23 protein-coding genes are annotated in these 25222 nt (G+C 75.4%); 19 read left to right on the forward strand and 4 right to left on the reverse strand.

Annotated elements, in window-relative coordinates:
* Positions 1-391 precede the first annotated feature (391 nt).
* The 7 genes from typA to ACFTZA_RS13510 all read left to right on the forward strand — a co-directional run bounded on the left by typA (position 392) and on the right by ACFTZA_RS13510 (position 9639).
* Entirely contained in the window at positions 392-2302 is a 1911-nt protein-coding gene (gene typA / locus ACFTZA_RS13480) for a translational GTPase TypA (RefSeq protein ID WP_378195599.1), read from the forward strand.
* 53 nt (positions 2303-2355) lie between these two features.
* Complete coding sequence (locus ACFTZA_RS13485) at positions 2356-3384, forward strand: PIG-L family deacetylase (protein WP_378195602.1); 1029 nt, start codon at positions 2356-2358, stop codon at positions 3382-3384.
* A gap of 10 nt (positions 3385-3394) precedes the next feature.
* Complete coding sequence (locus ACFTZA_RS13490; RefSeq protein ID WP_378195605.1) at positions 3395-3820, forward strand: DUF6113 family protein; 426 nt, start codon at positions 3395-3397, stop codon at positions 3818-3820.
* Between the two features lie 89 nt (positions 3821-3909).
* Complete coding sequence (locus ACFTZA_RS13495; RefSeq protein WP_378195608.1) at positions 3910-6714, forward strand: VanW family protein; 2805 nt, start codon at positions 3910-3912, stop codon at positions 6712-6714.
* A gap of 23 nt (positions 6715-6737) precedes the next feature.
* A complete protein-coding gene (locus ACFTZA_RS13500) occupies positions 6738-7661 on the forward strand; it encodes a hypothetical protein (RefSeq protein ID WP_378195611.1) in 924 nt (307 codons plus the stop codon).
* Positions 7658-8611: a prephenate dehydratase gene (locus ACFTZA_RS13505; RefSeq protein ID WP_378195614.1), complete on the forward strand. Its 954-nt coding sequence runs from the start codon at positions 7658-7660 to the stop codon at positions 8609-8611. Before ACFTZA_RS13500 ends, ACFTZA_RS13505 begins: the two co-directional genes overlap by 4 nt.
* A complete protein-coding gene (locus ACFTZA_RS13510) occupies positions 8608-9639 on the forward strand; it encodes a prephenate dehydrogenase (RefSeq protein ID WP_378195617.1) in 1032 nt (343 codons plus the stop codon). The genes ACFTZA_RS13505 and ACFTZA_RS13510 overlap by 4 nt, the downstream gene beginning before the upstream one ends.
* 26 nt (positions 9640-9665) lie before the next feature.
* Here the strand turns inward: ACFTZA_RS13510 and ACFTZA_RS13515 are convergent, their stop codons facing one another.
* The gene (locus ACFTZA_RS13515) at positions 9666-9995 is read right to left on the reverse strand and encodes a hypothetical protein (protein WP_378195619.1); all 330 of its coding nucleotides are present in this window, start codon (positions 9993-9995) and stop codon (positions 9666-9668) included.
* A gap of 170 nt (positions 9996-10165) precedes the next feature.
* Between ACFTZA_RS13515 and fdxA the strand changes: the two genes are divergently transcribed.
* The 3 genes from fdxA to ACFTZA_RS13530 all read left to right on the forward strand — a co-directional run bounded on the left by fdxA (position 10166) and on the right by ACFTZA_RS13530 (position 13059).
* The gene (fdxA, locus tag ACFTZA_RS13520) at positions 10166-10483 is read left to right on the forward strand and encodes a ferredoxin (RefSeq protein WP_378195622.1); all 318 of its coding nucleotides are present in this window, start codon (positions 10166-10168) and stop codon (positions 10481-10483) included.
* Between the two features lie 20 nt (positions 10484-10503).
* On the forward strand, positions 10504-11646 hold the full coding sequence (gene dapC, locus ACFTZA_RS13525; protein ID WP_378195625.1) for a succinyldiaminopimelate transaminase: 1143 nt from the start codon (positions 10504-10506) through the stop codon (positions 11644-11646).
* A 114-nt stretch (positions 11647-11760) separates the two neighbouring features.
* Complete coding sequence (locus tag ACFTZA_RS13530; RefSeq protein WP_378195628.1) at positions 11761-13059, forward strand: citrate synthase; 1299 nt, start codon at positions 11761-11763, stop codon at positions 13057-13059.
* 88 nt (positions 13060-13147) lie between these two features.
* On the opposite strand, the gene ACFTZA_RS13535 is transcribed toward ACFTZA_RS13530, so the two are convergent.
* Together ACFTZA_RS13535 and dapD are read right to left on the reverse strand one after the other, a co-directional pair.
* Positions 13148-14113, reverse strand: a complete 966-nt coding sequence (locus ACFTZA_RS13535; protein ID WP_378195630.1) for a hypothetical protein — start codon at positions 14111-14113, stop codon at positions 13148-13150.
* 22 nt (positions 14114-14135) lie between these two features.
* Positions 14136-15128, reverse strand: a complete 993-nt coding sequence (gene dapD / locus ACFTZA_RS13540) for a 2,3,4,5-tetrahydropyridine-2,6-dicarboxylate N-succinyltransferase (RefSeq protein ID WP_378195633.1) — start codon at positions 15126-15128, stop codon at positions 14136-14138.
* A 35-nt stretch (positions 15129-15163) separates the two neighbouring features.
* Between dapD and dapE the strand changes: the two genes are divergently transcribed.
* From dapE to ACFTZA_RS13570, 6 genes are all read left to right on the forward strand, one after another.
* Complete coding sequence (dapE, locus tag ACFTZA_RS13545) at positions 15164-16315, forward strand: succinyl-diaminopimelate desuccinylase (protein WP_378195636.1); 1152 nt, start codon at positions 15164-15166, stop codon at positions 16313-16315.
* Positions 16316-16325: 10 nt separating this feature from the next.
* Positions 16326-17168 carry a TIGR00730 family Rossman fold protein gene (locus ACFTZA_RS13550; protein ID WP_378195639.1) on the forward strand — a complete coding sequence of 281 codons (843 nt, stop codon included), beginning with the start codon at positions 16326-16328 and terminating at the stop codon, positions 17166-17168.
* A gap of 5 nt (positions 17169-17173) precedes the next feature.
* Positions 17174-18136: a dihydropteroate synthase gene (gene folP, locus ACFTZA_RS13555; protein ID WP_378195642.1), complete on the forward strand. Its 963-nt coding sequence runs from the start codon at positions 17174-17176 to the stop codon at positions 18134-18136.
* Positions 18133-19410: a hypothetical protein gene (locus tag ACFTZA_RS13560; RefSeq protein ID WP_378195646.1), complete on the forward strand. Its 1278-nt coding sequence runs from the start codon at positions 18133-18135 to the stop codon at positions 19408-19410. Before folP ends, ACFTZA_RS13560 begins: the two co-directional genes overlap by 4 nt.
* 169 nt (positions 19411-19579) lie before the next feature.
* Positions 19580-19747 carry a DUF3117 domain-containing protein gene (locus ACFTZA_RS13565; RefSeq protein WP_069387794.1) on the forward strand — a complete coding sequence of 56 codons (168 nt, stop codon included), beginning with the start codon at positions 19580-19582 and terminating at the stop codon, positions 19745-19747.
* A gap of 24 nt (positions 19748-19771) precedes the next feature.
* Positions 19772-21385: a leucyl aminopeptidase family protein gene (locus ACFTZA_RS13570; protein ID WP_378195649.1), complete on the forward strand. Its 1614-nt coding sequence runs from the start codon at positions 19772-19774 to the stop codon at positions 21383-21385.
* Between the two features lie 18 nt (positions 21386-21403).
* Here the strand turns inward: ACFTZA_RS13570 and ACFTZA_RS13575 are convergent, their stop codons facing one another.
* Complete coding sequence (locus tag ACFTZA_RS13575; protein WP_378195653.1) at positions 21404-22009, reverse strand: O-methyltransferase; 606 nt, start codon at positions 22007-22009, stop codon at positions 21404-21406.
* A gap of 274 nt (positions 22010-22283) precedes the next feature.
* Here ACFTZA_RS13575 and sigE point away from each other — a divergent pair, with 274 nt between their 5' ends.
* From sigE to ACFTZA_RS13590, 3 genes are read left to right on the forward strand one after another with little or no spacing between them, the layout of a single operon-like run.
* Positions 22284-22901 (forward strand): RNA polymerase sigma factor SigE, encoded by a 618-nt coding sequence (gene sigE, locus ACFTZA_RS13580; RefSeq protein WP_378195656.1) that lies wholly within the window; start codon positions 22284-22286, stop codon positions 22899-22901.
* Positions 22898-23827: a zf-HC2 domain-containing protein gene (locus tag ACFTZA_RS13585; RefSeq protein ID WP_378195659.1), complete on the forward strand. Its 930-nt coding sequence runs from the start codon at positions 22898-22900 to the stop codon at positions 23825-23827. The genes sigE and ACFTZA_RS13585 overlap by 4 nt, the downstream gene beginning before the upstream one ends.
* On the forward strand, positions 23824-25218 hold the full coding sequence (locus ACFTZA_RS13590) for a S1C family serine protease (protein ID WP_378195662.1): 1395 nt from the start codon (positions 23824-23826) through the stop codon (positions 25216-25218). The genes ACFTZA_RS13585 and ACFTZA_RS13590 overlap by 4 nt, the downstream gene beginning before the upstream one ends.
* The last annotated feature ends 4 nt before the right edge of the window (positions 25219-25222 follow it).

Raw genomic sequence — 25222 nt, forward strand, 5'->3', positions numbered from 1 at the left:
CGCGGGAGGCGGTGCGCCGTCGGCCGGGGACGACGGCGCGTGTGTAACGGTGTGATGACGAACACGTCTCGAAAGGGCGTCGGACCCCGGTCTCCGGTACCGCCCCCGCGACCCCCGGGGGAGGATCGGCGACCAGGCGGGTGTACCGGCAACGGCGCCGCGTACGCTCGCCCCACGGTCCCCGGCTCACGCGTCGTCCGGGGACGTCGCCCGGGGACCGTCGCGCGCTGAGGGGCCCGGAGCGGCGACCGCGGGACGACCCGGTACCATAGCCGTGCCCGGGTGAGTGCCCGTGCGCCCTCCCCACGCCGCGGCCCAGCCGGCCGGACCGGTCCAGGAGCGGCGTCGAGCGTCCGTCGCCCCCGTCGACCCCACGAAATGAGAACCGTAGATGTCTGTGCGCTCCGACCTGCGCAACGTGGCGATCGTCGCCCACGTCGACCACGGCAAGACGACGCTCGTCGACGCCATGCTGCGTCAGTCCGGCGCCTTCTCGGCCCACCAGCAGGTCGACGACCGCGTCATGGACTCCGGTGACCTCGAGCGCGAGAAGGGCATCACCATCCTCGCGAAGAACACCGCGGTCCGGTACGCCGGTCCTGCGGCGGCCGCGGCGGGCGAGCCCGACGGGATCACGATCAACGTCATCGACACCCCCGGCCACGCCGACTTCGGCGGCGAGGTCGAGCGCGGCCTGTCGATGGTCGACGGCGTCGTCCTGCTCGTCGACGCGAGCGAGGGCCCGCTGCCCCAGACGCGCTTCGTGCTCCGCAAGGCGCTCGCCGCGAAGCTGCCGGTCATCGTGGTCGTCAACAAGGTCGACCGCCCCGACTCGCGCATCACGGACGTCGTCGCCGAGACGACCGACCTCCTGCTCGGCCTCGCGAGCGACCTGTCCGACGAGGTGCCCGACCTCGACGTCGACGCCGTCCTCGACGTGCCCGTCGTCTACGCGTCCGCGAAGGCGGGGCGCGCGTCCCTCGACCAGCCGATCGACGGCGAGCTCCCCGCGAACGAGGACCTCGAGCCGCTGTTCACCACGATCCTCTCGACCATCCCCGCACCGACCTACGACGAGGGCGCGCCCCTCCAGGCGCACGTGACGAACCTCGACGCGTCGCCCTTCCTCGGCCGCCTCGCGCTGCTGCGCGTCTTCAACGGCACGCTGCGCAAGGGCCAGGTCGTCGCGTGGGCGCGCCAGGACGGCACGCTGCAGAACGTCAAGATCACCGAGCTCCTCGAGACCAAGGCGCTCGACCGCGTCCCGACCGAGTCCGCCGGCCCGGGCGACATCGTCGCCGTCGCCGGCATCGCCGACATCACGATCGGCGAGACGCTCACCGACGCCGACGACCCGCGCCCGCTGCCGCTCATCACGGTCGACGACCCGGCGATCTCCATGACGATCGGCATCAACACCTCCCCGCTGGCCGGCAAGGGCGGCAAGGGCCACAAGGTCACCGCGCGCCAGGTCAAGGACCGCCTCGACGCCGAGCTCGTCGGCAACGTCTCGCTGCGCGTCCTGCCGACGGACCGCCCCGACGCGTGGGAGGTCCAGGGCCGCGGCGAGCTCGCGCTCGCGATCCTCGTCGAGCAGATGCGCCGCGAGGGCTTCGAGCTCACCGTCGGCAAGCCGCAGGTCGTGACGCGCACCATCGACGGCAAGACGCAGGAGCCGATGGAGCGCATGACCATCGACGTCCCCGAGGAGTACCTCGGCGCCGTCACGCAGCTCATGGCGCAGCGCAAGGGCCGCATGGAGACCATGTCGAACCACGGGACCGGCTGGATCCGCATGGAGTTCATGGTCCCGGCGCGCGGGCTCATCGGCTTCCGCACGCGCTTCCTCACCGAGACGCGCGGCACCGGCATCGCGTCGTCGATCTCCGAGGGCTACGAGCCGTGGGCCGGGGCGATCGAGACGCGCACCACGGGGTCGCTCGTCGCCGACCGCGCCGGCAAGGTGACGCCGTTCGCGATGATCAACCTCCAGGAGCGCGGCTCGTTCTTCGTCGACCCCACGCAGGAGGTCTACGAGGGCATGATCGTCGGCGAGAACTCGCGCAACGAGGACATGGACGTGAACATCACCAAGGAGAAGAAGCTCACGAACATGCGGTCCTCGACGGCCGACAACTTCGAGAACCTCATCCCGCCGCGCCACCTCACGCTCGAGGAGTCGCTCGAGTTCGCGCGCGAGGACGAGTGCGTCGAGGTCACGCCCGAGGTCGTGCGCATCCGCAAGGTGATCCTCGACCAGACCGAGCGCGCCCGCGCCACGTCGCGGGCCAAGCGCGCCTGACGGTGTCCGGTCGGGCCGAGGGGGCGGGCGCCCCGGCGGGTGCCCGTCCCGTCGTGCCCGACGGCGGGCTCGTCGCCGTGCACGCGCACCCCGACGACGAGACGCTCGCCACGGGCGCGCTGCTCGCGACGTGGGCGGCCGCGGGCGAGCGCGTCACCGTCGTCACCTGCACGCGCGGCGAGCGCGGCGAGGTCATCGACACGCCGGAGCACCCCACCGGCGTCGGGCACCTCGAGGGGGACGGCCCGGCGCTCGCGGCGCACCGGGAGGACGAGCTCGCGCACGCGCTCACGGCGCTGGGCGTGCACGACCACGTCTTCCTCGACGCCGTGGCGCGCGGGACCGGGCCGACGGCCGACGGCGAGACGGAGGCGTCGTCGCACGGCGCACCGCCCGCGCGGTACACGGACTCGGGCATGGCCTGGGCCGCCCCCGGCATCGCTCGGGCTGCCGCGGAGGCGCAGCTCCCGGCCGGGGCGTTCGTCGCCGTGCCGCTCGACGAGGCGGCGTCGCGCCTCGTCACGGTCCTGCGCGAACGCCGGCCCGCCGTCGTCGTCACGTACGAGGCGGGGGGCGGGTACGGCCATCCCGACCATGTGCGCGCCCACGAGGTGACGGTGCGTGCCCTCGAGCTGCTCGCGTCCTCGGGCGACGCCGTGCCCTCGCTCTGGCAGGTGGTCGCCCCCGAGTCCGCGGTGCGCGCCGCGCGGCGCGCGCTCGCCGACCGGCCGGCGGTGCAGCCCTTGCTCACCGGACCGGGTCGCGTCACGCTGCCCGACCCCGACGAGACCCTGCCGCCCCTCGCGGTGCCCGATGCCCGCCTCGGCGACGCGTCACCGCTCGTCGCGGTCCCCGTCGCGCCGGTCCTGACGGCGGTGCTCGCCGCGATGCGGGCGCACGCGACGCAGGTCCGGCTCGCGAGCGCGTCCGACGCCGGACCCTTCGGTCCGACGCCGGAACCGCTCGTCGGGTGGTACGCACTCAGCAACGACGTGCTGGCGCCCGTCCCTTCACACGAGTTCTACGCGCCCTCCCGCGCCGCTCTGCGGACCCTGCCGGAACCCGGCGCGGACGACCGATAGCCTCTCTGCTGTGGACACGAGCACGGGACGCCTCGTCGGTCGCGCGCTGGCGTGCGCGCTGATCGGAGCGATCGTCGGGCTCGTCGGCACGATCGCGCACCGCGCGCCCGTGGTCGACGTCCCGGCGCTGCACCTCGGGCTCGTGCTCGCCCTGCTCGCGGTGCTCGCCGCGAGCGTGCTCTCCCGGGCGTGGGGCGGCTACACGGGACTCGTCGGGTTCGGCGTCGGCTGGGTCGCGGTCGTGCAGGTCCTCGCGATCGAAGGACCCGGGGGCGACGTGCTCGTGCCCAGCCAGGCCGTCGGCTACGTGTGGATCTACGGCGGCATGCTGGTGGTGGCGGTCGCCGCGTTCCTGCCCCGGTCGTGGTTCAGCGAGCGGCCACTTCGGCCCGCGCTGCACGAACGCCCTTCCGGGCACAACGGACATCGGGCGTAGACCGGCCCGGATAGAATCTGCCGTGCGGGAGACCGCACACCCCTCGTCGTCGCGCGGACGCCGCGCGCCTTTCGTCACGGAGACAGTGGATGGGTCAGCCGACCGAGCGAGACGAAGCTCTCGAGACGCCCGAGGACGGCGCGACGACCTCGCGCACGCCGTCGACCGCGCACACGCCGTCGACCGCGCACGGGACCGCCGCCGACGCCCCTCGAGACCCCGCCGGCACCCAGGAGGCGCCGGTCACGGAGCCTGCGCTCGAGGACGACGACACCCCCTACGTCCCCCGGGTGTTCGCGTTCGACCCCGACGCCCCGGCGGCCCAGGACGCGCCGTCCGCGGACACCGGCCCGCAGGCCGAGCCCGCGGACGCCGCTGGAGCCGACGTCGAGGCCGTCGTCGAGGCCGCTGACGACGCCGGAGCCGAGAACGACGCCGACGCCGCGGTGGGAGGCTCCGGGGAGCCCGCACCCGCGGAGCCCACGTCTGCGGAGCCCACGGCTGCAGAGCCGACGGCCGCGGATGCCGGCACCCCAGGTTCCACGGCCGAGACGTCCGTGCCCGCCGAGCCCGTCGACTCGCCGTCGGCGTCCGCGGCGAGCGAGCCCGTCGGGCCCGGACCGGTGACCGACGAGACTCCCGACGAGGCCGAGCCCGACGGAGCCGCGCCGGACCCGACGGGCACCACGCCGGACACGACGTCGGACCCGACCCAGAACGCGACGGACACCGAGCCGTCGGGCGCCTCCGCGCACGCCGACCGGCGTGGACCCGGGCCCGAGGAGGCGACCGCGGTGGCGGCCGCTCCGGAGGGCGACGAGACCCGGGTCGTGCCGGTCGTCGACGAGGCGTCCGCGCCGTCGGCGCTCGGGACGGCGGCTGCGGCCGACGCGACCCAGGTCCTCCCGCCGGTCGAGCCGTGGGAGCGCCCGGGGCCGGTGCGCACGTCGGTGCTCTCCGCGGCCGTGTCCGCCGGTGCGACCGACGGGTCCGCCGACCACGGCGCCGACGCCGGGTCCTCCGACCCGGACCTCTCCGACGCCGGTACGGACGCCGGCGGTGCGACCGCGGTGGTCCCGCCGCACGGCGGCGCGGGAGGCGCGGATCCTGCGGACGCTGCGGCGCCCGGTGGCGGATCCGAGGCGGCCGGGGCGGCCGGGCCGTTCGGGCCCGTCCCTCCGGACGAGGAGCGCGTCACCTCGCCGTTCGACGGGTTCGAGGAGGACGCGCCGCGGCGCGGGTGGGTCCGCGGGCTGCTGTGGACGGGGATCGCCGTGCTCGTGCTCGGCGGCGTGTACGCCGCCGCGCAGTGGTACTTCTCGGACAAGGTGCCGAGCGGCACCACGGTCGCCGGCGTGGACGTCGGCGGACTGTCGCGCGGCGCCGCGCAGGACGAGCTGGAGGCGTCGCTCGCTCCGCGCGCCGCGGAACCGGTGACGCTCGCCGCGGGCGACGCGACGACCACGATGGACCCCGCGGCCGCCGGGCTGACCTTCGACGCGGAGGCGACCGCCGAGGAGCTCACCGCGTTCTCGATGAACCCCGTCCGGCTGTGGGACCACCTCGTGGGCGGGGGCGAGGAGGAGCCGGTCGTGCGCGTCGACGAGACGGCGCTCGACGCCCAGGTCGAGGCGCTGCGCGGCAGTCTCGAGGTCGAGCCGGTCGACGGCACCGTGCTGTTCGTGGACGGTGCGCCCACCGCGACGCCGGCCGCCGACGGGACCGAGCTCGTGGCCGACGCGGCCGCGCAGAGCATCGCGGACCGCTGGCTCGTCACGGACGGCCCGATCGAGCTCGAGACCGAGCCGGTCGGTCCGGACGTCACGCAGGAGGAGACCGACGCGGCTCTCGCGCAGGCGCAGCAGGTCGTCTCGGCACCCGTCGTCGTGGCGGTCAGCGACCAGTCGCCGGAGCTCCCCGTCGAGGTGCTGGCGAGCGCTGCGTCCTTCACGCCGACGGACGGCGACCTCGTCCTCACCTTCGACGGCGCGCGCCTCGTCGAGGCGGTCGTGGAGCGCACGAACGACCTGCTCACCGCGGCGGACGACGCCCACTTCGAGTTCGTGGACGGCGTCCCGGTCGTCGCGGGCGGCGAGCCCGGCACGACGATCGACCCCCAGGCGATCTCCGACGCGGTCGCGACCGCGGCGACGTCGTCGGACCGCACCGCCACCGTCGAGCTCGTCCAGAGCGACCCGGCGCAGTCCGTGGCGGCGCTCGAGGCGCTGGGCGTCAAGGAGAAGGTGGCGGAGTTCTCCACGCCGCTGACGAACAACGCCCTGCGCACGGAGAACCTGCGCGTGGGGGCGAGCAAGGTGAACGGGCAGCTCGTGCTGCCCGGGGAGACGTTCTCGCTCACGGAGGCGTTGTCGCCCATCACGATCGCCGGCGGCTACCACTCGGCGGGCATCGTCGAGAACGGCCGGCACATCGACGGCGTGGGCGGCGGGCTGTCGCAGATGGCGACGACCGTGTACAACGCCGCGTTCTTCGCCGGGCTGGAGGACGTGGAGCACCGTCAGCACAGCTACTGGTTCTCGCGGTACCCGGCGGGGCGCGAGGCGACGATCTACGTCGGTGCCCTGGACCTGAAGTTCAAGAACGACACGCCGCACGGCGTGCTCATGCAGTCCTGGGTGGGCGGCGGCGAGCTCCATGTCGCCGTCTGGAGCACGAAGTACTACGAGGTCGAGACGAGCGCCAGCGGGCGGTCGAACGTCGTCCCGCCCACGACGGTGACGCAGACGGGCCCGGACTGCGCCCCGACGCCCCCGGGCAACCCGGGCTTCACGATCACGAACTACCGCAAGGTCTACCACGACGGCGAGCTCGTCAAGGACGAGGCGGACCGCTGGACGTACAAGCCGGACAACGAGGTGGTCTGCGCTCCCTGAGCGCGACCGGACGAGGAGTAGGCATGCTCGGACGCAGCGAACGGGAGTCGGGACCCCACGCCCTGCTCGCGGCGAGCGCCGCCGGCTGGGTCGACGGCGACCCGGCCGAGGCGGAGGCCCTGCTGGACCTCGGCTCGACGTCCGCGACGCTGTCGACGGTCGCGAGCATCGACGGGCTGTCGGCCGTGGTGCACCTGGGGCACCCTGCCCAGCCGTCGCACGAGCTCGAGCGAGCGCTGCTCGCCGCTCCGCCGTCGCTCGTGCTCACGTCGGCGGTCGCCGTGCCGGCGCAGTGGGTGTGGGTGGGGCGCGCGGCGCGCGCCGAGGAGGCGGCAGGCCCCGTCGTCGTGGACGAGGCGGGCATGCGCGACCGCCGTCACGCGCTGCGCGCGATGGGCGTGACGCCACAGCTCGTGCCGACGCGCATGCCGCTCGAGCAGCGCGTCGCGCTCGCCGGGGCGGACGGCACGCTCGTGCTCGAGCGGTCGGTCGCGGCTGCCGCGCCCGCCGGCCTCGGCTTCGTCGAGCTGCCGGGCAGCGAGCGCCTGACGCAGGGGGCGCCCGTCTGGTACGGGCTGCTCGAGTCGCGCGACACCGCGCCGCGCCCCGAGGGGACGGCGCAGGTGTGGCTGGCGTTCGGCCCGCACGACGACCACCGCGGCTCCCTGCAGCAGACGCTCGCGCTCGTCGCCGCGGCAGGCATCGACCTCCAGCACCTGCGCAGCCACCGCTCGCAGGCGGGACCGCACATCTTCTTCTCCGCGTTCTCCTGCCCGGACGCGCAGGTGCTGTCCGAGCTCGTGCGCGACTTCGACGACCGCGGCGTGTCCCACCGCGTCCTCGCGGTCCTGCCCGGGCACGAGTTCGTCCCCGGACCCGACGCGCTCGAGCCGCGCTGGAGCGCGTCGGCGGTCACCGGCGACGCCGTCGAGCACGCCCCAGCGTGAGCGGCGTCGGCTACCTCGGCCCGGAAGGGTCGTTCACGCACCAGGCCGCGGTCGGGTGGGCGGAGGGCCACGGAGCGGCTCCGCTCGTCGCCCGCGGCACGGTCGGCGAGGTGTTCGCCGCGGTCGCCGGCGGGGACGACGCGCGCGGGGTCGTCGCGATCGAGAACACGGTCGAGGGGTACGTCGTGCCGTCGCTCGACGCGATCGTCGGCAGCCCGGACGTCGTCGCCGTCGACGAGGTGGTCCTCGACATCGAGTTCGACGCGTTCGTGCGTCACGATCACGGCGAGCTCACCGAGGTCAGTGCGCACCCGCACGGTCTCGCGCAGTGCCAGGGCTTCGTGGCCCGCACCGGTCTGCGGACCGTGGCCGCGGCGTCGAACGCGGCGGCGTGCCGCGACGCGGCGCCGCACCAGGTGGCGCTCGGGCCGCGCATCTGCGGCGAGCTCTACGACCTGCGGACGCTCGAGCGCGGGGTCGAGGACTTCGCGGGGGCACGGACCCGGTTCCTCGTCCTCGCGACGCGCACCGAGGCCCCGGCCGTCCTCGCCCGTGCGCGCGACAGGCACGCCGGGGCGTGGCGGACCATGCTCGCCGTGACGCCCGTGGTCACCGGCCCGGGCGTGCTCGCACGCATCACCCGTTCGTTCGGCGAGCGGGGCGTGAACCTGTCGAGCCTCGTGACCCGGCCGCTCAAGCACGTGCACCGCGTCGCCGGCGCGTACGTCTTCGTCCTCACCGTCGACGGCGCCCCCTGGGACGAGCCGGTCCGCGCGGTGCTCGGGGACCTGCTCCGCGCGGGCGACTCGCTGAAGACCCTCGGCGTGGTCCCGGCGCGCGGCGAGCTCGACGACGGCGTGCACGCGGACGTCGACGCCGCGCACGTCCCGGTGGGCAGCGTCGGGCCGGGCACGTCCGCGCCCGCGCTCGCGAGCGGGCTGCTGTGGTGAGCGACGCGACGGCAGGTCCGCAGGCGCGGGGGAGCGCTGCCGATGGTGGTGGCGGCTCCGCGCCCCCCTCCGTGGCGGTCGTCGGGCTCGGGCTCGTGGGCGGCTCGGTGGCGCGCCTGCTGCATGCCCGCGGGGTCGCGGTCTCCGGGTTCGACACGACACCGCGGACCCGCGACGCCGCCGTCCAGGCCGGGCTGCGTGTCGCGCCCGGGCTGGACGCGCTGTGCGCCGACGAGCCCGACGTGCTGGTGCTCGCGGTACCGCTGCGCGCCATGCGCGCCGTCGCGGCCGAGGTGGCCCGGCACGTGCGCGGGAGGACGGTCGTCACCGACGTCGGCAGCGTGAAGGGTGCGGTGCGCGACGCCGTGGGGGCCGCCGGTCTCGGCTCGCGGTACGTCGGTGCGCACCCGATGGCGGGCACGGAGCGGTCCGGCTTCGAGGCGTCCGACGCGGACCTGCTCGACGGCGCGCGCTGGGCCGTGACGGTCGACGCGTCGACACGGGCGGACGCGCTGGCGACCGTGCTCCGGCTGGTCACCGGGCCGCTCGGCGGGACGGCTCACGTGGTGACCGACGACGTGCACGACGAGTCGGCCGCCCTCGTCAGCCACGTCCCGCACGTCCTCGCCACCGAGCTCCTCGGGGTCGTCGCGGACGCGCCGGTGCGCGACGTCGCGCTGGGGCTCGCCGCGGGCAGCTTCCGGGACGGGACCCGCGTGGGGCGCACCGACCCGCGCCGCACCGAGGCGATGGTGACCGACAACGCGGCGTGGGTCGCGTCCGCGCTGCGCGTCGTCGTGCGGGACCTCGAGCAGCTCGTGCAGGCGCTGGAGTCGAACGCACCGGTCGGGGAGTTCTTCGACCGCCCCGACGCCGTGCGGGCGCTCCTGGGCGCCCGCGACGAGCCCCGCGAGCCCGAGCGGGTCGAGCTCGACGCCGCCGGCCGCTGGCGGGCGACGCTGCCCGCGCTGGGTGCGGCCGGTCACGTGGTCGTGGCCGTCGAGGGCTCGGCCGTCGTCGTGCGCTGAGCCGGTGGACGGGCGCTCGCCGGGGGTCAGGCCGGGCGGCGCGGCGGCCGTGGCGGGACGACCTTGCCGGCGACGACGGCGTCCCGGCGGACGACGACGAGCACCGGTGCGGGGTCGTGCGGGCCGTGGCCCCGGTGCGGGGGGCCCCCGCCGGCGTCCTCGCGCAGCGTGACGGCCTCCGGGGTGACGTCCACCACGACGCCGATGACGTCCGTGAGGGGCGTGCCCGAGGCGCCGGCCTCGTCGTCCTCGAGCCGTCGGCGCACGACGACGCGCGTGCCGGGGACCCAGGTGTCCCACGGGACCGCGTCCGCCGCTCCGGCCGCCGACGAGCCCTCTCGCTGGTCGTGGGTCATGTCACGTCCGTCCACTGGCTGGTCCGTGGCGGGCGACCACCGCCCGACCTGAGCGATACTAGACACGCATGCCCTCCGTGACCGCGCGCGGCCAGGACGGTGCCCCGTGCTCACGGGACGCCGCAGCCGATCTCCCCGCGGTCCGCCGTCGCCAGAAAGGTTCCCCGGTCGTGACCTACGTGATCGCCCAGCCGTGCGTCGACGTCAAGGACAAGGCGTGCATCGAGGAGTGTCCCGTGGACTGCATCTACGAGGGCAAGCGGTCGCTGTACATCCACCCCGACGAGTGCGTCGACTGCGGCGCGTGCGAGCCGGTGTGCCCGGTCGAGGCGATCTACTACGAGGACGACGTCCCCACGGAGTGGAGCGACTACTACCGCGCCAACGTCGAGTTCTTCGACGAGCTCGGTTCGCCCGGGGGAGCGGCCAAGATGGGTCTCATCGAGAAGGACGACCCGATGATCGCGGCGCTCCCGCCGCAGGCCTGACGCGGCCGCGTTCGTCGGTCATGGGACTCGCCGACCTCTCCGGCCTGGCCTACCCGTGGGACACGCTCGGCCCGTACGTCGAGCGGGCGCGGGCGCACCCGCGCGGTCTCGTGGACCTGTCGATCGGCACGCCGGTCGACCCGACGCCGGTCGTCGTCCGTGAGGCGCTCGCCCGTGCCGCGGACGCGCCCGGCTATCCCACGACGCACGGCACCCCCGCCCTGCGGGAGGCCGTGTCCGCGTGGTTCGCCCGCCGTCGCGGCGTGCCCGACCTCGACCCGGCGGCCGTCCTGCCGACGATCGGCAGCAAGGAGCTCGTCGGCCTCCTGCCGTCGCTGCTGCGCCTCGGGCCGGGCGACGTCGTCGTGCACCCGCGCACCGCGTACCCCACGTACGACGTCGGGGCGCGCCTGGCGGGCGCGACGCCGCTCGCGACCGACGACGTCGAGGAGTGGGCCGGCCGGCCGGACGTGCGGCTGGTGTGGGTCAACTCGCCGAGCAACCCCACGGGCCGGGTGCTCGACGCCGCTCACCTCGCGCGCGTCGTCGCCGCGGCGCGCGAGATCGGCGCCGTCGTGGCGAGCGACGAGTGCTACGCCGAGCTCGCGTGGACCGAGCCGTACGCGTCGGGCGGCGTGCCGAGTCTGCTCGAACCGGCGGTGGCCGGCGGCTCGCACGACGGCCTGCTCGTCGCCTACTCCCTGTCGAAGCAGTCGAACCTCGCGGGGTACCGGGCGGCGTTCGTCGCGGGGGACGCGCGGCTCGTCGCCGACCTGCTCGCCACGCGCAAGCACCTCGGCATGATCGTGCCCGCGCCCGTGCAGGCGGCGACGGTCGCCGCGCTGTCCGACGACGCCCACGTCGCCGCCCAGCGCGAGACCTACGCCCGCCGGCGGGACCTGCTGCTCGGCGCGCTCGGCGCGAGCGGGCTCGTGACCGACCACTCGGAGGCCGGCCTGTACCTGTGGGCGCGGCGCGCGGGGGGCGGCGCCACGGACTGCTGGGAGACGGTGTCGGCGCTGGCCGACCTCGGCATCCTCGTCGGGCCGGGCGCGTTCTACGGGGACGCCGGCGCGCGGCACGTGCGCGTCGCCCTCACCGCCTCCGACGAGCGCGTGGCCGAGGCCGCCGCGAGACTCACGGACGGCGGAACCATGGTGTGACCTGGCTCACGGTAGTGTGACGATCGTGTGTCCGTCCTGGATTGGTCACGTGCCGCGCGAGCGGGGTACGGTCGACCGCGCGGCAACGGCGCGAGCAGCAGCAGGAAGGAAACCATGACCACCACCCAGCAGGCGACGGTCCGCCTCCTCGTCGACGACCAGGCGCAGGACCTGCCCGTGGTCGCGGCGTCCGAGGGCAACGACGGGATCGTCGTGTCCTCCTTGCTCAGGTCCACGGGTCTCGTCACGGTCGACCCGGGCTTCATGAACACCGCCTCGTGCGAGTCGAGCGTCACGTACATCGACGGCGAGGCAGGCATCCTGCGCTACCGCGGCTACCCCATCGAGCAGCTGGCCGAGCGGTCGAGCTTCCTCGAGGTCGCCTACCTGCTCATCCACGGCGAGCTGCCCGACGCCGCGACGCTCGACGCCTTCGTCGAGCGCGTCAACCGCCACACGTTCGTGCACGAGGACTTCCGCACGTTCATGGGGACGTTCCCGCGCGACGGCCATCCGATGGCGGTGCTCTCGTCGGCGATCAACGCGCTGTCGACGTTCTACCCGGAGTCGCTCGACCCGTTCGACGACGAGACGGTCGAGCTCGCGACCGTCCTGCTGCTCGCCAAGACCCGCACGATCACGTCGTACCTGCACCGCCGTCGCGTCGGTGAGCCGCTGCTCTACCCCGACTACTCGCGCGGCTACGTCGACGACTTCCTGCGCATGACGTTCGCGACGCCGTACCAGCAGTACGAGGCCGACCCGGTCGTCGTCGACGCTCTCGACAAGCTCCTCATCCTGCACGCCGACCACGAGCAGAACTGCTCGACGTCGACCGTGCGGATCGTCGGCTCGTCGCACGCGAACCTGTACTCGTCGGTCGCCGCCGGCGTCAACGCGCTCTCGGGCCCGCTGCACGGCGGGGCCAACGAGGCCGTGCTGTCGATGCTCGACAAGATCGCGAACGCCGAGTACGACGTCGACACCTTCATGCGCAAGGTGAAGGACAAGGAGGACGGCGTCCGCCTCATGGGCTTCGGGCACCGGGTCTACAAGAACTACGACCCGCGCGCCGCGATCGTCAAGAAGTCCGCCGATGCGGTGCTGTCCACGCTCGGCAAGAAGGACGACCTCCTCGACATCGCCATGCGCCTCGAGGAGATCGCGCTCAACGACGACTACTTCATCGAGCGCAAGCTCTACCCGAACGTCGACTTCTACACCGGCCTCATCTACAAGGCGATGGGCTTCTCGCCTGCCATGTTCACGCCGCTGTTCGCGCTCGGCCGCATGCCCGGCTGGATCGCCCAGTGGCGCGAGATGATGAAGGACCCGCAGACGAAGATCGGCCGGCCCCGCCAGGTCTACACGGGCGCGACCGAGCGCGACTACGTCGCCGTCGCGGACCGCTGACGCCCGCTCCCGCTCCGTTCGGACGCCGCGCACCTCGTCGGGGTGCGCGGCGTCCCTGCTCCGGGCTCGTGGCGTCCGCGCTCCGGGCTCAGGAGGGCGGCGTCGCGACGGTGAGGCGGACGGTGCCCGGGGACGGCGCGGGCGTGGCGTCCGCCGCGCGGTCCACGACCTCCCACGTCGGTTCGGCGCGCGTCCAGCGCCGGTCGGCGACGTCGACGGCGACGAGGTGCGTCGCGTCCGCCGACGCGACGGCCCACTGCGCGACCGCCCACGCGGCCCGCTCGGCGCCGCCGTCGCCCGCGGCCGCGGGCAAGGACGTGGTCTCGACCGTGACGACTCCTGGGGCGGTGTCGCCGGCGGAGACCGCGGGCAGGTCGCCGAGGTCGCGCGCGACGCGTGCGAGGAGCGGCGCGGTCGGGTCCGCGTGCGTCGCGGCGATCTCGTCGGCGGACACGGCCGCGAGCTCGCACGTGAGCGTCGCGGGGGAGTAGCCGGTCAGCGACGACGCCCACGCGCGCGAACGCGGCTCGTGCTGGGCGTAGGCGTCGGGGAACGCGGACCGCTGCACCGTCTGCGCGGCGACGGTGATCTCCATGTCCTCGTAGCCGTCGACGGTCTCGAGCACGTCGTAGAACGCGTTCGTCGAGTACACCGGGTCCATGATCTGCTCGACCGATCCCCAGCCCTGGGACGGGCGCTGCTGGAAGAGCCCGACCGAGTCGCGGTCGCCGTAGTCGATGTTGACGAGGCGCGACTCCTGCAGGGCGGTGGCGATGCCGATGGTCGCGGCCCGGGCCGGCAGCCCTCGCCGCAACGACGTCCCGGTGACCAGGGCGGCGTTGTCGGCCTGCGCGACGGACAGGTACCACGACCGCTCTCCGGCCGTGGCCGCGCAGCGCTCCGCGACGGGGGTGCTGTCGTCCAGCCGGTTCAGCGCGACGACCACGGCACCCGCCCCCACCGCGGTCACCGTCAGCAGCGTGACCGCGGCGCGCAGCGGACGGTGCCCGGACGCGCGCCCCTTCCGGCGGCGCGTGCTGCGTCGGGAAGCCATCGGGATCGCCGCGAGCGGGACGTCAGTTGGCGTGCAGCGCCGCGTTGAGCTCGACGCCGGACCCCGTGCGGGACACGGCCTCGACGCCCCCCGTCACCGAGTTGCGGCGGAACAGCAGCCCGGAGCGTCCGGCGAGGTCGCGCGCCTTGACGACGAGCGGTCCACCGTCCGGGCCGGGCTGCCCGACGACCGTGACCTTCGTGCCCGCGGTGACGTACAGCCCGGACTCCACGACGCAGTCGTCGCCGAGCGGGATGCCGAGCCCGGCGTTCGCGCCGAGCAGGGACCGCTGGCCGACGGAGATGACCTCGCGCCCGCCGCCGGAGAGCGTCCCCATGATGGAGGCGCCGCCGCCGATGTCGGACCCGTCGCCCACGACCACGCCCGCGGAGATGCGGCCCTCGACCATCGACGCCCCGAGCGTGCCGGCGTTGAAGTTCACGAAGCCCTCGTGCATGACCGTCGTGCCCGCCGCGAGGTGGGCGCCGAGCCGCACCCGGTCGGCGTCCGCGATGCGCACCCCGGCGGGGACGACGTAGTCGACCATGCGGGGGAACTTGTCGACCCCGTGGACGGTGACCGGCTGGCCCGTGGCGCGCAGGCGCAGGCGGGTCTCTTCGAAGCCGGCGGTCGCGCACGGCCCGTGGCTCGTCCACACGACGTTGGCGAGCACGCCGAAGATCCCGTCGAGCGACAGCCCGTGCGGCGCGACGAGCCGGTGCGAGAGCAGGTGCAGGCGCAGGTACGCGTCCGCGGTGTCGGCGGGCGGGGCGTCGAGGTCGATCACCGTGCGCACGACGCGCACGTCCACCCGGCGCACCTCGTCGCGCTCCGCGAGCGCCTCGAGGGAGGCCGGCACGGACGTGTCGGCGGGCGCGTCGCCCAGGGCGGGGGAGGGGTACCAGACGTCGAGCACGGTGCCGTCGTCGGCCACGGTCGCGAGGCCGTGGCCCCACGCCGCGCGCGGTGCGGAGGCAGCCGTCGGGGAGCCGGTCGCCGGGGTCGCAGAAGTCATGCGGACCACCCTATCGGCGCCGGTAGGGTGCTGGGGTGAGCCCGACCGCCGACCGCCACGCCGACGCTCCCACGACCGGTCCGAGGCCCGTCCTCGACCTCACCGGGGACCTGCTGACGCTCCTCCGCGCCGTGTGCGACATCCCGTCGGTGAGCGGCGACGAGCGCGCGCTCGCGGACGCGATCGAGACGGCGCTGCGCGCGTGCGCGCACCTCGAGGTCACGCGCGACGGAGACGCGGTCGTCGCCCGTACGACGCTCGGGCGCGACCGTCGCGTCGTCGTCGCGGGCCACATCGACACGGTGCCCCTCACGGACCCGCCGAACCTGCCCACGCGCGTCGTCGGCGAGGGCGAGGGCGCCGAGGTCTGGGGTCGTGGCACGGTCGACATGAAGGGCGGCGTCGCGGTCCAGCTCGCGCTCGCGGCCGAGCTCGACACCCCGGCGCAGGACGTCACGTGGATCTTCTACGACCACGAGGAGGTCTCGGCCGAGCTCAACGGCCTCGGCCGGCTCGCCCGCAACCGCCCCGACCTGCTCGCCGCCGACTTCGCGGTCCTGGGCGAGCCCACGTCGGCCGGCCTCGAGGGCGGGTGCAACGGCACCCTGCGCGTCGACGTGCGCGTGCCGGGGGTCGCCGCGCACTCCGCGCGCGCGTGGACCGGCTCGAACGCGATCCACGCGGCGCACGAGGTCCTCGACCGGCTCGCGGCGTACGTGCCGCGCGACGTGGAGGTCGACGGGCTGGTGTACCGCGAGGGCATGAACGCCGTGGGCGTCCGTGGCGGCGTCGCGGGCAACGTCGTGCCCGACGAGTGCGTCGTCACCGTGAACTACCGGTTCGCGCCCGCGCGGTCCGTGAAAGAGGCGACGCAGCACGTGGCGGAGCTGTTCGACGGGTTCGAGGTCGTCGTCACCGACGCTGCGCCCGGAGCGCGCCCCGGCCTCGACGACCCCCTGGCCGCCGACTTCGCCGCCAGCGTGCTGGCCGTCACGGGCGGCGCGCCGGCCCCGAAGTACGGCTGGACCGACGTCGCGCGGTTCGCCGAGCTCGGGGTGCCCGCGGTGAACTTCGGCCCGGGCGACCCGCTGCTCGCGCACACGGACGACGAGCGCTGCCCCGTCCGCCAGCTCGACCTGTGCCGACGCGCGCTGCGTGCGTGGCTCGCCGGGGGCGTCGCGGCTTAGGCTCGTGCGCATGAGCGACACGATCCGCGACGAGGGTTCCGACGAGGGGATGCCGGAGAGCGGGACCGGCTACCGCAAGGGGCCCGTGCTCCTGCGGGGCAGCCAGATCCCCCGCCAGACGACGGACCAGCGCCTGCTGGACTCGAGCCAGAGCGCGGACTGGGTGCACAGCGACCCGTGGCGCGTGATGCGGATCCAGAGCGAGTTCGTCGAGGGCTTCGGCGCCCTCGCGGAGCTCGGGCCGGCCGTGTCCGTGTTCGGCTCCGCGCGCACGAGCACCGACCACCCCGACTACGCGCTCGCGGAGGACGTCGGCCGCCGCCTCGTGGCGGAGGGGTACGCCGTCATCACCGGTGGCGGGCCCGGGATCATGGAGGCCGCGAACAAGGGCGCGGCCGAGGCGGGCGGGACCTCGGTCGGTCTCGGCATCGAGCTGCCGTTCGAGCAGGGCATGAACCCGTGGGTCAACGTCGGCGTGAACTTCCGCTACTTCTTCGCGCGCAAGACCATGTTCGTCAAGTACGCGCAGGGCTTCGTGGTGCTCCCCGGAGGGTTCGGCACGTTCGACGAGCTGTTCGAGGCGCTCACGCTCGTGCAGACGCACAAGATCACCGAGTTCCCGCTCGCGCTCATCGGCTCGGACTACTGGGGCGGGCTCCTGGAGTGGGCGCGCACGGCCGTCGTGGACCGCGGCATGATCAGCCCCGCCGACCTCGACCTCGTCCACCTGTGCGACGACCCGGCCGAGGCCGTCGACTACGTCTGCGAGCGCGGCGCGCTGCTGCGCGCCGAGGAGCGGGAGGCCACCGCCGCGATGGCGGCCGACCAGCGTCGCGCCGCCGGAGCGCGCTGACGACGGTGGGCGCCGACGAGCAGCCCGCGCTCGGCGTGGCCCCGCTCGACGTGCCTCCGCTGGACCTCCCCCCGCGCGGCAGCGCGCTCGTGCTGCGCGGCCGCGCGCTGGACCGCCCCGCGGTCATGGCGATCGTCAACCGCACCGACGACTCGTTCTGGGCGGGGGCGCGCCAGCTCGACGACGGCGCCGCGCTCGCCGCGGTCGCCCGGGCCGCCGACGAGGGCGCCGAGATCGTCGACGTGGGGGGCGTGCGCGCCGGCACGGGCCCGGAGGTCACGGTCGCGGAGGAGGTGCGGCGCGTCGTGCCGTTCGTCGCGCGCGTGCGCGCCGACTTCCCCGATCTGCTCGTCAGCGTCGACACGTGGCGCTCGGAGGTCGCGCGCGAGGCCGTGGCCGCGGGCGCCGACCTGCTCAACGACACCTGGGCGGGACACGACCCGAGGCTCGTCGAGGTCGCGGGGGAGCACGGCGTCGGCGTCGTGTGCTCCCACACGGGCGGCGCCGCGCCCCGCACCGACCCGGTCCGTGTCACGTACCCGGCACGACCGGGTGCGTCCGACCCGCGCGACGGCGTGGTCCAGGACGTCGTCGCGACCCTGCGCGGCGCGGCCGAGCGTGCCGTCGCGTGCGGCGTGCCGCGTGCGTCCGTCCTCGTGGACCCCACGCACGACTTCGGCAAGAACACGTGGCACTCCCTGCACCTGCTGCGCCGCACGCAGGTGCTCGCGAGCCTCGGCTTCCCGCTGCTCATGGCCCTGTCGCGCAAGGACTTCGTGGGGGAGACGCTCGACCTGCCGGCCGACGACCGGCTCGAGGGCACCCTCGCGGCGACGGCGCTCGCGGCATGGCTCGGTGCGCGCGTCTTCCGCGCGCACGACGTCGCGGCCACGCGCCGTGTCCTCGACATGGTCGCCGCGGTGCGCGACGAGCAGCCCCCGGCCGCGGCGGTCCGAGGGCTCGCGTGACGACCACCGGCGTCACCGGCCGCGCGCCGGTCCGCAGCACGTCGCGCCGCACCACCCTGCGCCCCACCCTGCGCCCCACCCAGCACCGCGCGCCGCGGCGCGCGCTGCGGCCCGCGACCTGGCCGTGGTGGGTGCAGGCCCTGGCCGTCCACGCCCTCGCGCGCGCCGTCAGCGCGGTGCTTCTCGTCGTCGTCGCGCGCTCCCAGGAGGCCAACCCGTGGACGGACGCCGCGCCGTCGTACGGCGCGTACGTCGGCCGCATGTGGGACGCGAGCTGGTACCGCGAGATCTTCGAGACCGGCTACCCCGACGTGCTGCCCGTCGGCGCCGACGGTGCCGTGCTGCAGAACCCGTGGGCGTTCTTCCCGCTCTTCCCGACGCTCGTGCGGGGCCTGCACGCGCTGACCGGCGCGGGCTGGGACGTCCTCGCGCCGACGCTCGCCCTCCTGTGCGGGGCCGCCGCCGCCGTCGTGATCCACCGGCTCGTCGCGACGGCGGGCGCCGCGGCGGTGGAGCGCCGCCCCGGCCTCCCGCTGGCGACCGTCCTCCTCGTCGGCGTGTTCCCGTCCAGCCCGGTCCTGCAGGTCGCGTACACCGAGTCGCTCGCGCTGCTGCTGGTCGCCGGCGCGTTGCTGCTCCTGGCCCGTCGGCGCTACGGGTGGACGGCGCTCGTGGTCGTGCTCCTGGGCCTCACGCGCGCCGTCGCGCTGCCCGTGGCGGCCGTCGTGCTGTGGCACGGCCTGGCGCGGTGGCGACGCGGCGACCTGCGCGGGCCCGACGCCGCGCGCCTCGGCGGACTGCTCGGGGTCGCCGTCGTGAGCGGCCTGCTGTGGCCGTTGGTGTGCCGGTACGTGACCGGCGTCCCCGGGGCGTACTTCCGCACCCAGGAGGCCTGGCGGGGCGGTGCGGACGTCGTGCCGTTCGTCCCGTGGGTCGACGTCTCGCGGTGGCTGTTCGCCGATGCCGGGCCGTGGCTCCTCGCCGTCCTGCTGGTGCTCGTGGCGGCGCTCGTGCTGAACCCGGTCGCAGCGCGGCTCGGCCCGGAGATGCACGCGTGGTCCGGCGCGTACCTGGCCTACCTTGTCGCGACGGTGCAGCCGGGGACGTCGCTCGTCCGGTTCCTCCTGCTGGCCTTCCCGCTGGCCGCCGTGACGGCGGGCTGGACGCGGTCGCGTACGTGGCTCGCCGGCGTGGCCCTGGCGTTCGTCGCCGGGCAGGCGTGGTGGCTGTGGCAGCTGTGGCGCCTGGTCCCGCCGTCGGGCTGGCCCCCGTGATGCCCGAGATGTCGGTGCGCGTGAACTAGACTGTGCCGCGGGCGTCGTCGGAGGTCGGGCGCGCGTCCCGGGTGCGCCGGACGGCTGCCCGGGCGTCGCGACGGACCGCGGTGGCGCCCCGCCCCCGCGCACGCGGGGCGGACCGGGACGACGAAATGGAGAGCCACCAATGGCTGCGATGAAGCCACGGACGGGTGACGGCCCGCTGGAGGTCACCAAGGAAGGGCGGGGCATCGTCATGCGCGTCCCGCTCGAGGGCGGGGGGCGGCTCGTGGTGGAGCTCAACGCGACCGAGGCCAGCGAGCTCGGTGACGCGCTCCAGGCCGTGGTGGGCTGATTGGTCGCTCGTGACCGCGGCGCCGTGACGACCGCGGGCACCGACGTCCCCCGTCCGCTGCCCGACGTGGTCGCGGCGCGCGGCAGCGTGCGCGAGTCGCCGCTCCTCGCGGACGACGACGTCGCGGCGGTCGTCGTCGCGGTCGCTCCGGCCCACGAGGACGGCGAGGGGCTCCAGCCCCGCGCCGGCACGGTGGACGCCGCGGTGCGCTACGGCGTCGACCTGGCCGAGCTCGCGGAGCGGTCCGGGGGACCGGCATTCCGCGGCGCCGCCGGGGACGTCGTCCGCGTCGACCTGCCGCGCGCCCACGTGGGGTCGACCACGCGGCTGCCCTGGGCCGGTCTGCCGACACGCCTCGTGCTCCTCGGCGTCGGCCGTGGCGACGCCGCGTCCCTGCGCCGCGCGGGTGCCGCGCTCGCGCGGACGACCCGCGGCCTGGAGCGCGTCGTCAGCGCGGCGACGGCGGACGCGGGCGCGGAGGGCGTACGCGCCTTCGTCGAGGGCTACCTCCTGGCGGCCTACCGGCAGCCGCGCCGTGCCCAGCAGGCCGCCTCCGGCGCGCGCGGGAGCGACGCGCCCGCCGAGCAGCTGGTGCTGCTGGCCCCCGACGGACGGCCGGACCAGGAGCCCGCGATCGAGGCGGCGCGTCGCAGTGCGCGCGCCACGTGGCTCGTGCGCGACCTCGCGAACACGCCCGCCGACGTCAAGGGGCCCGAGTGGCTCGCGGACCGTGCCCGTCGGCTGGCCCAGGAGCACGGGCTGGACGTCTCCGTCCGCGGCCCCCGCGAGCTCGCGGCCGAGGGATTCGGCGCGCTGCTCGCGGTCGGCGCGGGCTCCGCGCGGCCACCGCGGCTCGTCACGGTCTCGTACGACCCGCGGGACCACGGCGTCCTCGCCGAGGGAGCGGACGCGCGGCACGTCGTCGTGGTGGGCAAGGGCATCACCTACGACACGGGCGGCCTGTCGATCAAGCCGCGCGAGGCCATGGTGCCGATGAAGACGGACATGGCGGGCGCCGCCGTCGCGCTCGCGGCCGTCCTCGGCGCGGCGCAGGCCCGGCTCGACCGCCGCGTGACCGCGGTGCTGCCGCTCGCCGAGAACCACGTCGGCGCGGCCTCCTACCGTCCGGGGGACGTGCTGCGGACGTTCTCGGGCCGCACCGTCGAGGTGGCGAACACCGACGCCGAGGGGCGGCTCGTCCTGGCCGACGCCCTCGGCTTCGCCGCGAGCCGGCTCGCGCCCGACGTGCTCGTCGACGTCGCGACCCTCACCGGCGCGGCGACGCTCGGCCTCGGTCGTGGGCACGGCGCGCTGTACGCCACGGACGAGGCCGTCGCGGCGGCGCTCGAGGCCGCGGGCCGCGCCACGGGCGAGGCCGTGTGGCGCATGCCGCTGGTCGAGGACTACGCCGGCGCGCTGCGCTCCGACGTCGCCGACCTGCGCCACGTGCCGCTGGAGAGCCCGGGCGGCGGCTCGATCACCGCGGCGCTGTTCCTGCGGGAGTTCGTCGGCCCCGTGCCGTGGGCGCACCTCGACGTCGCCGGGCCGGCGCGCTCGGGGACGGAGCGCCACGAGGTCGTCGAGGGAGCGACCGGGTACGGCGCGCGCCTCCTGCTCGCGGCGCTCGACCAGCTCTGACCGGAGGCGACGCCCCGGTCAGCGCCGCACTGCCAGGAGCAGCCCGTCGCCGCTCGGCAGGAGCGCCGGCAGGACGCGTTCGTCGGTGCGCAGCGCGCGGCCGACCTCGCGGACGACGGTGGTGACCTCGTCACGCCGGGCCGGGTCGGCCACGCGGTCCTGGTGCAGCGCCCCGTCCACGGCCAGCACCCCACCCGGTCGCAGGAGCCGCAGACCCTGCTCGACGTACTCGGGGTAGCCGAGCTCGTCACCCCCGACGAGGACGAGGTCGTAGGCGCCGTCGGTGAGGCGGGGGAGCACGTCGCTCGCCCGGCCGGGGATCGTGCGCGTACGCGTCGGCGCGACGCCCTCCTCGGCGAACGCCTCCTTCGCGGCCCGCTGGTGCTCGACCTCGACGTCGATGGTCGTCAGGACGCCGTCGACGGGCATGCCGCGCAGGAGCCACAGCGACGCCACACCGGTGCCGGTGCCGATCTCCACCACCGCCCGGGCGGCGAGCGCCGCCGCGAGGACACGGAGCAGCGCGCCCGCACCGGGCAGGATCGCGGGGCAGCCGAGCTCCGCGGCGCGGTCGCGGGCACGCAGCAGCACCTCGTCCTCGGGGACGAAGTCCTCGCAGTACACCCAGCCGGCGGCCTTGGCGCTGCGGTTCGTGCCGACGTCGTTCGTGATCGGGTCCTCCGTGTGCTCGTGGTCCAGGTCGCCGCCCGCGACGCCGCCGGCGCACGGGCCCGGCGCGGTGCGCCGCCTGCTCCCGGATCGTACCCGGACCCGCTCGCGCAGGCGCGGACGCGCGCCGCCCGACGAGGGAGCGGGTGCGCACGTCGGGTGGAGGTCCGGCGCACGTCCCCGCAGGCGCAGGGAACACGCCGCCGCCGACGGGCGTTGTTCTGGGACGATGGACGGTGTGAGCGACAGACGACCGACGGTGCCCGTACGCCCGCAGGACGACCCGGCGGCGTGGGTGGCGCCCTCCTGGGACGAGATCGTCCGGGAGCACTCGGCGCGCGTGTACCGGCTCGCGTACCGCCTCACGGGCGACCGGCACGACGCCGAGGACCTCACCCAGGAGACGTTCGTCCGCGTGTTCCGCTCGCTGTCGAGCTACACGCCCGGGACGTTCGAGGGCTGGCTCCACCGCATTACGACCAACCTCTTCCTCGACCAGGTGCGGCGCAAGCAGCGCATCCGCATGGAGTCGATGGGTGACGACGACGCGCTCTACCCGGCGAGAGGCGACCTCGCGGAGCCCGAGCGGGGCTACGAGCACGCGAACCTCGACCACGACGTGCAGCGCGCGCTCGACGCGCTGTCGCCCGAGTACCGCGCCGCCGTCGTGCTGTGCGACATCGAGGGGCTGTCCTACGAGGAGATCGCCGTGACGCTCGGGATCAAGCTGGGCACGGTGCGGTCCCGCATCCACCGCGCGCGCTCCCAGCTGCGCGCGGCGCTGCCGCACCGCGACCCGGCCGAGCGTCCCGCCGCAGCCGAGCGCGCCCCGCAGGAGGTCGCGTGACGCACCTCGGGTCACGGCTCTCCGCGCTCGTCGACGGCCAGCTCTCGCCCGCCGAGGGCGAGCGCGTCCTCGAGCACGTCGCCGGCTGCCCGCAGTGCGCCGAGGAGCTCGCCGCGGCCCGCGCGGCGCGCCGCACGCTGTGCGCCGCGGCGGACGTCGAGCCCGCTCCCGACCTGACGGCCCGCCTGCTCGCGCTCTCGGCGCAGATCCCGTCGAGCGACGACGACCCGCTGAGGCGGCCGCCCGCCGCCGTCGACCCGTGGGCCACGCCCGGCGCGCCCGCCGTCCTCCCGCGCGGGGAGTGGCGGGGTGAGGTGCGCGAGCGCACGATCCGTCGCCGGCTGGCAGCGCTCGTCGTCGGCGGCGTCGGTGCCGCCGCCGTCGGGCTGTTCGCGCTGGGGCAGACCCCGACCATCACGCCGAGCCTGCACCGCAGCGACCCGCTCACCGTGCTCGCGCAGGCCCCTTCGGGAGCGTCGGCCGCAGGCGTCGGCGCGAGCGGGCAGGGCAGCGGCACGACGGAGCTCTCCGCGCTCGCCGCCCGCGGGTGGACGCGCCCCACCGCGCTGCCCGACGACGTCACCGTCGTCGCGGTGCGCGACGAGCGGGACCTGCTCGAGATCGACCTGCGCACGCCGGGCGGGGAGGCCGTCGTGCGCGAGCGGGTCGGCGTCCTCGACAGCGCGGCGCTCGCGGGCGTCGGCACGTGGGACGTCGACGGCCGGACCGTCCACGTGCTGTCCGAGGAGCCGTGGCACGTGGTGTGGCAGTCCGGCGACACGGTCGTCGACGTGGTGGCCGACACCGGGCAGGACGACCTCGCCGACCTCGTGGCGAGCTTCCCGGCGCGTGACTACGATGCCGGGGTCCCGGCGCGCATCTCCCGGGGCTGGACGACCATGACAGGAGCGATCGGCACCCCATGACCGACCCCTCGAACGGCGGGGGCGCCCCGGGGCGCCCCGACCACGCCTCGCCCAACCCCTTCGCCCCGCCGTCGGCCTACCGCCCCGCGGCGCCGTTGCCGCCCCGGTCCCCGCAGGGCGCGCCGACGCAGGACGTCCCACCGCCCCCGCCCCCGCAGGCTGGCGGCGCGTCGGGCACCGGCTGGTACGCGAGTCCTGACGGCCACGTCCCGCCGGCGCCGCCGAGCGCCCCTGCGGGGTACGTCCGTCCGACCGTCGACCCGACGCTCGTCGCGCCACCGGCGCGGCCGGGTCGACGCTCGCGCGGCGTGCGCCCGGCCGGCGTGGTCGGGCTCGTCGCCCTCGCCCTCGTGGCGGGCGCGGCGGGCGGTGTCACGGCGGACCGCGTCCTCGAGCCCGCGCAGGGCGCCGTCGTGGGCCTGCCCGCGGCGAGCGTCGAGGGCCGGGACCTCGACCGGCCGGCCGGGTCCGTCGCGGACATCGCGTCCACCGTCCTGCCGAGCGTCGTGTCGCTGCAGGTGCGCGGGACCGGCGGCGTCGCGACCGGCTCCGGCTTCGTGCTGCGCGAGGACGGCTACATCCTGACGAACAACCACGTCGTGGCGGGCGCCGCGGAGGGTGGCGAGGTCGTCGTGCTCTTCGCCGACGGCCACGAGAGCCCGGCCGAGCTCGTGGGCCGCACCGTCGACTACGACCTCGCCGTCGTGAAGGTCCCGGACACCGGGCTGACACCGCTCGCCCTGGCGGACTCCGACGGTGTCGTCGTCGGCGACCCGGTCGTGGCGATCGGCGCGCCGCTCGGCCTCAACGGGACGGTGACGACCGGCATCGTCAGCGCGCTGAACCGGCCCGTCCAGGCCGGGGAGGCGGCCGAGACGGCGTTCATCAACGCGATCCAGACCGACGCGGCGATCAACCCGGGCAACTCCGGCGGACCGCTCGTCAACGGCAGCGGCGAGGTCGTCGGCATCAACTCCGCGATCGCCCAGCCGCCGGGAGCGATGGCAGCCACCGGGAGCATCGGCCTCGGCTTCTCCATCCCCTCGAACCAGGCGCGGCGCACGGCCGAGCAGCTCATCGCCGACGGCGTCGCGACCTACCCCGTGATCGGCGTCCTGCTGGACCAGCGCTACCAGGGCGAGGGCGTGCAGGTCTCCACGGAGGACCAGCAGGGGCAGCAGGCGGTGACGCCGGACGGTCCCGCCGACGCCGCGGGCATCCGTCCCGGCGACGTCATCCTGGCGATCGACGGGCGTCCGGTGACGGAGTCGGACGAGCTCATCGTCGCGATCCGCGCCAAGGCGCCGGGCGAGACCGTGGTGCTGCGCGTCCGCACGGGCGACCAGGAGCGGGACGTGCGCGTCGTCCTGGACGAGGCCACGAGCGAGTAGTCTG

This window comes from Cellulosimicrobium sp. NPDC057127, assembly GCF_042670945.1.
Lineage (GTDB): Bacteria > Actinomycetota > Actinomycetes > Actinomycetales > Cellulomonadaceae > Cellulosimicrobium.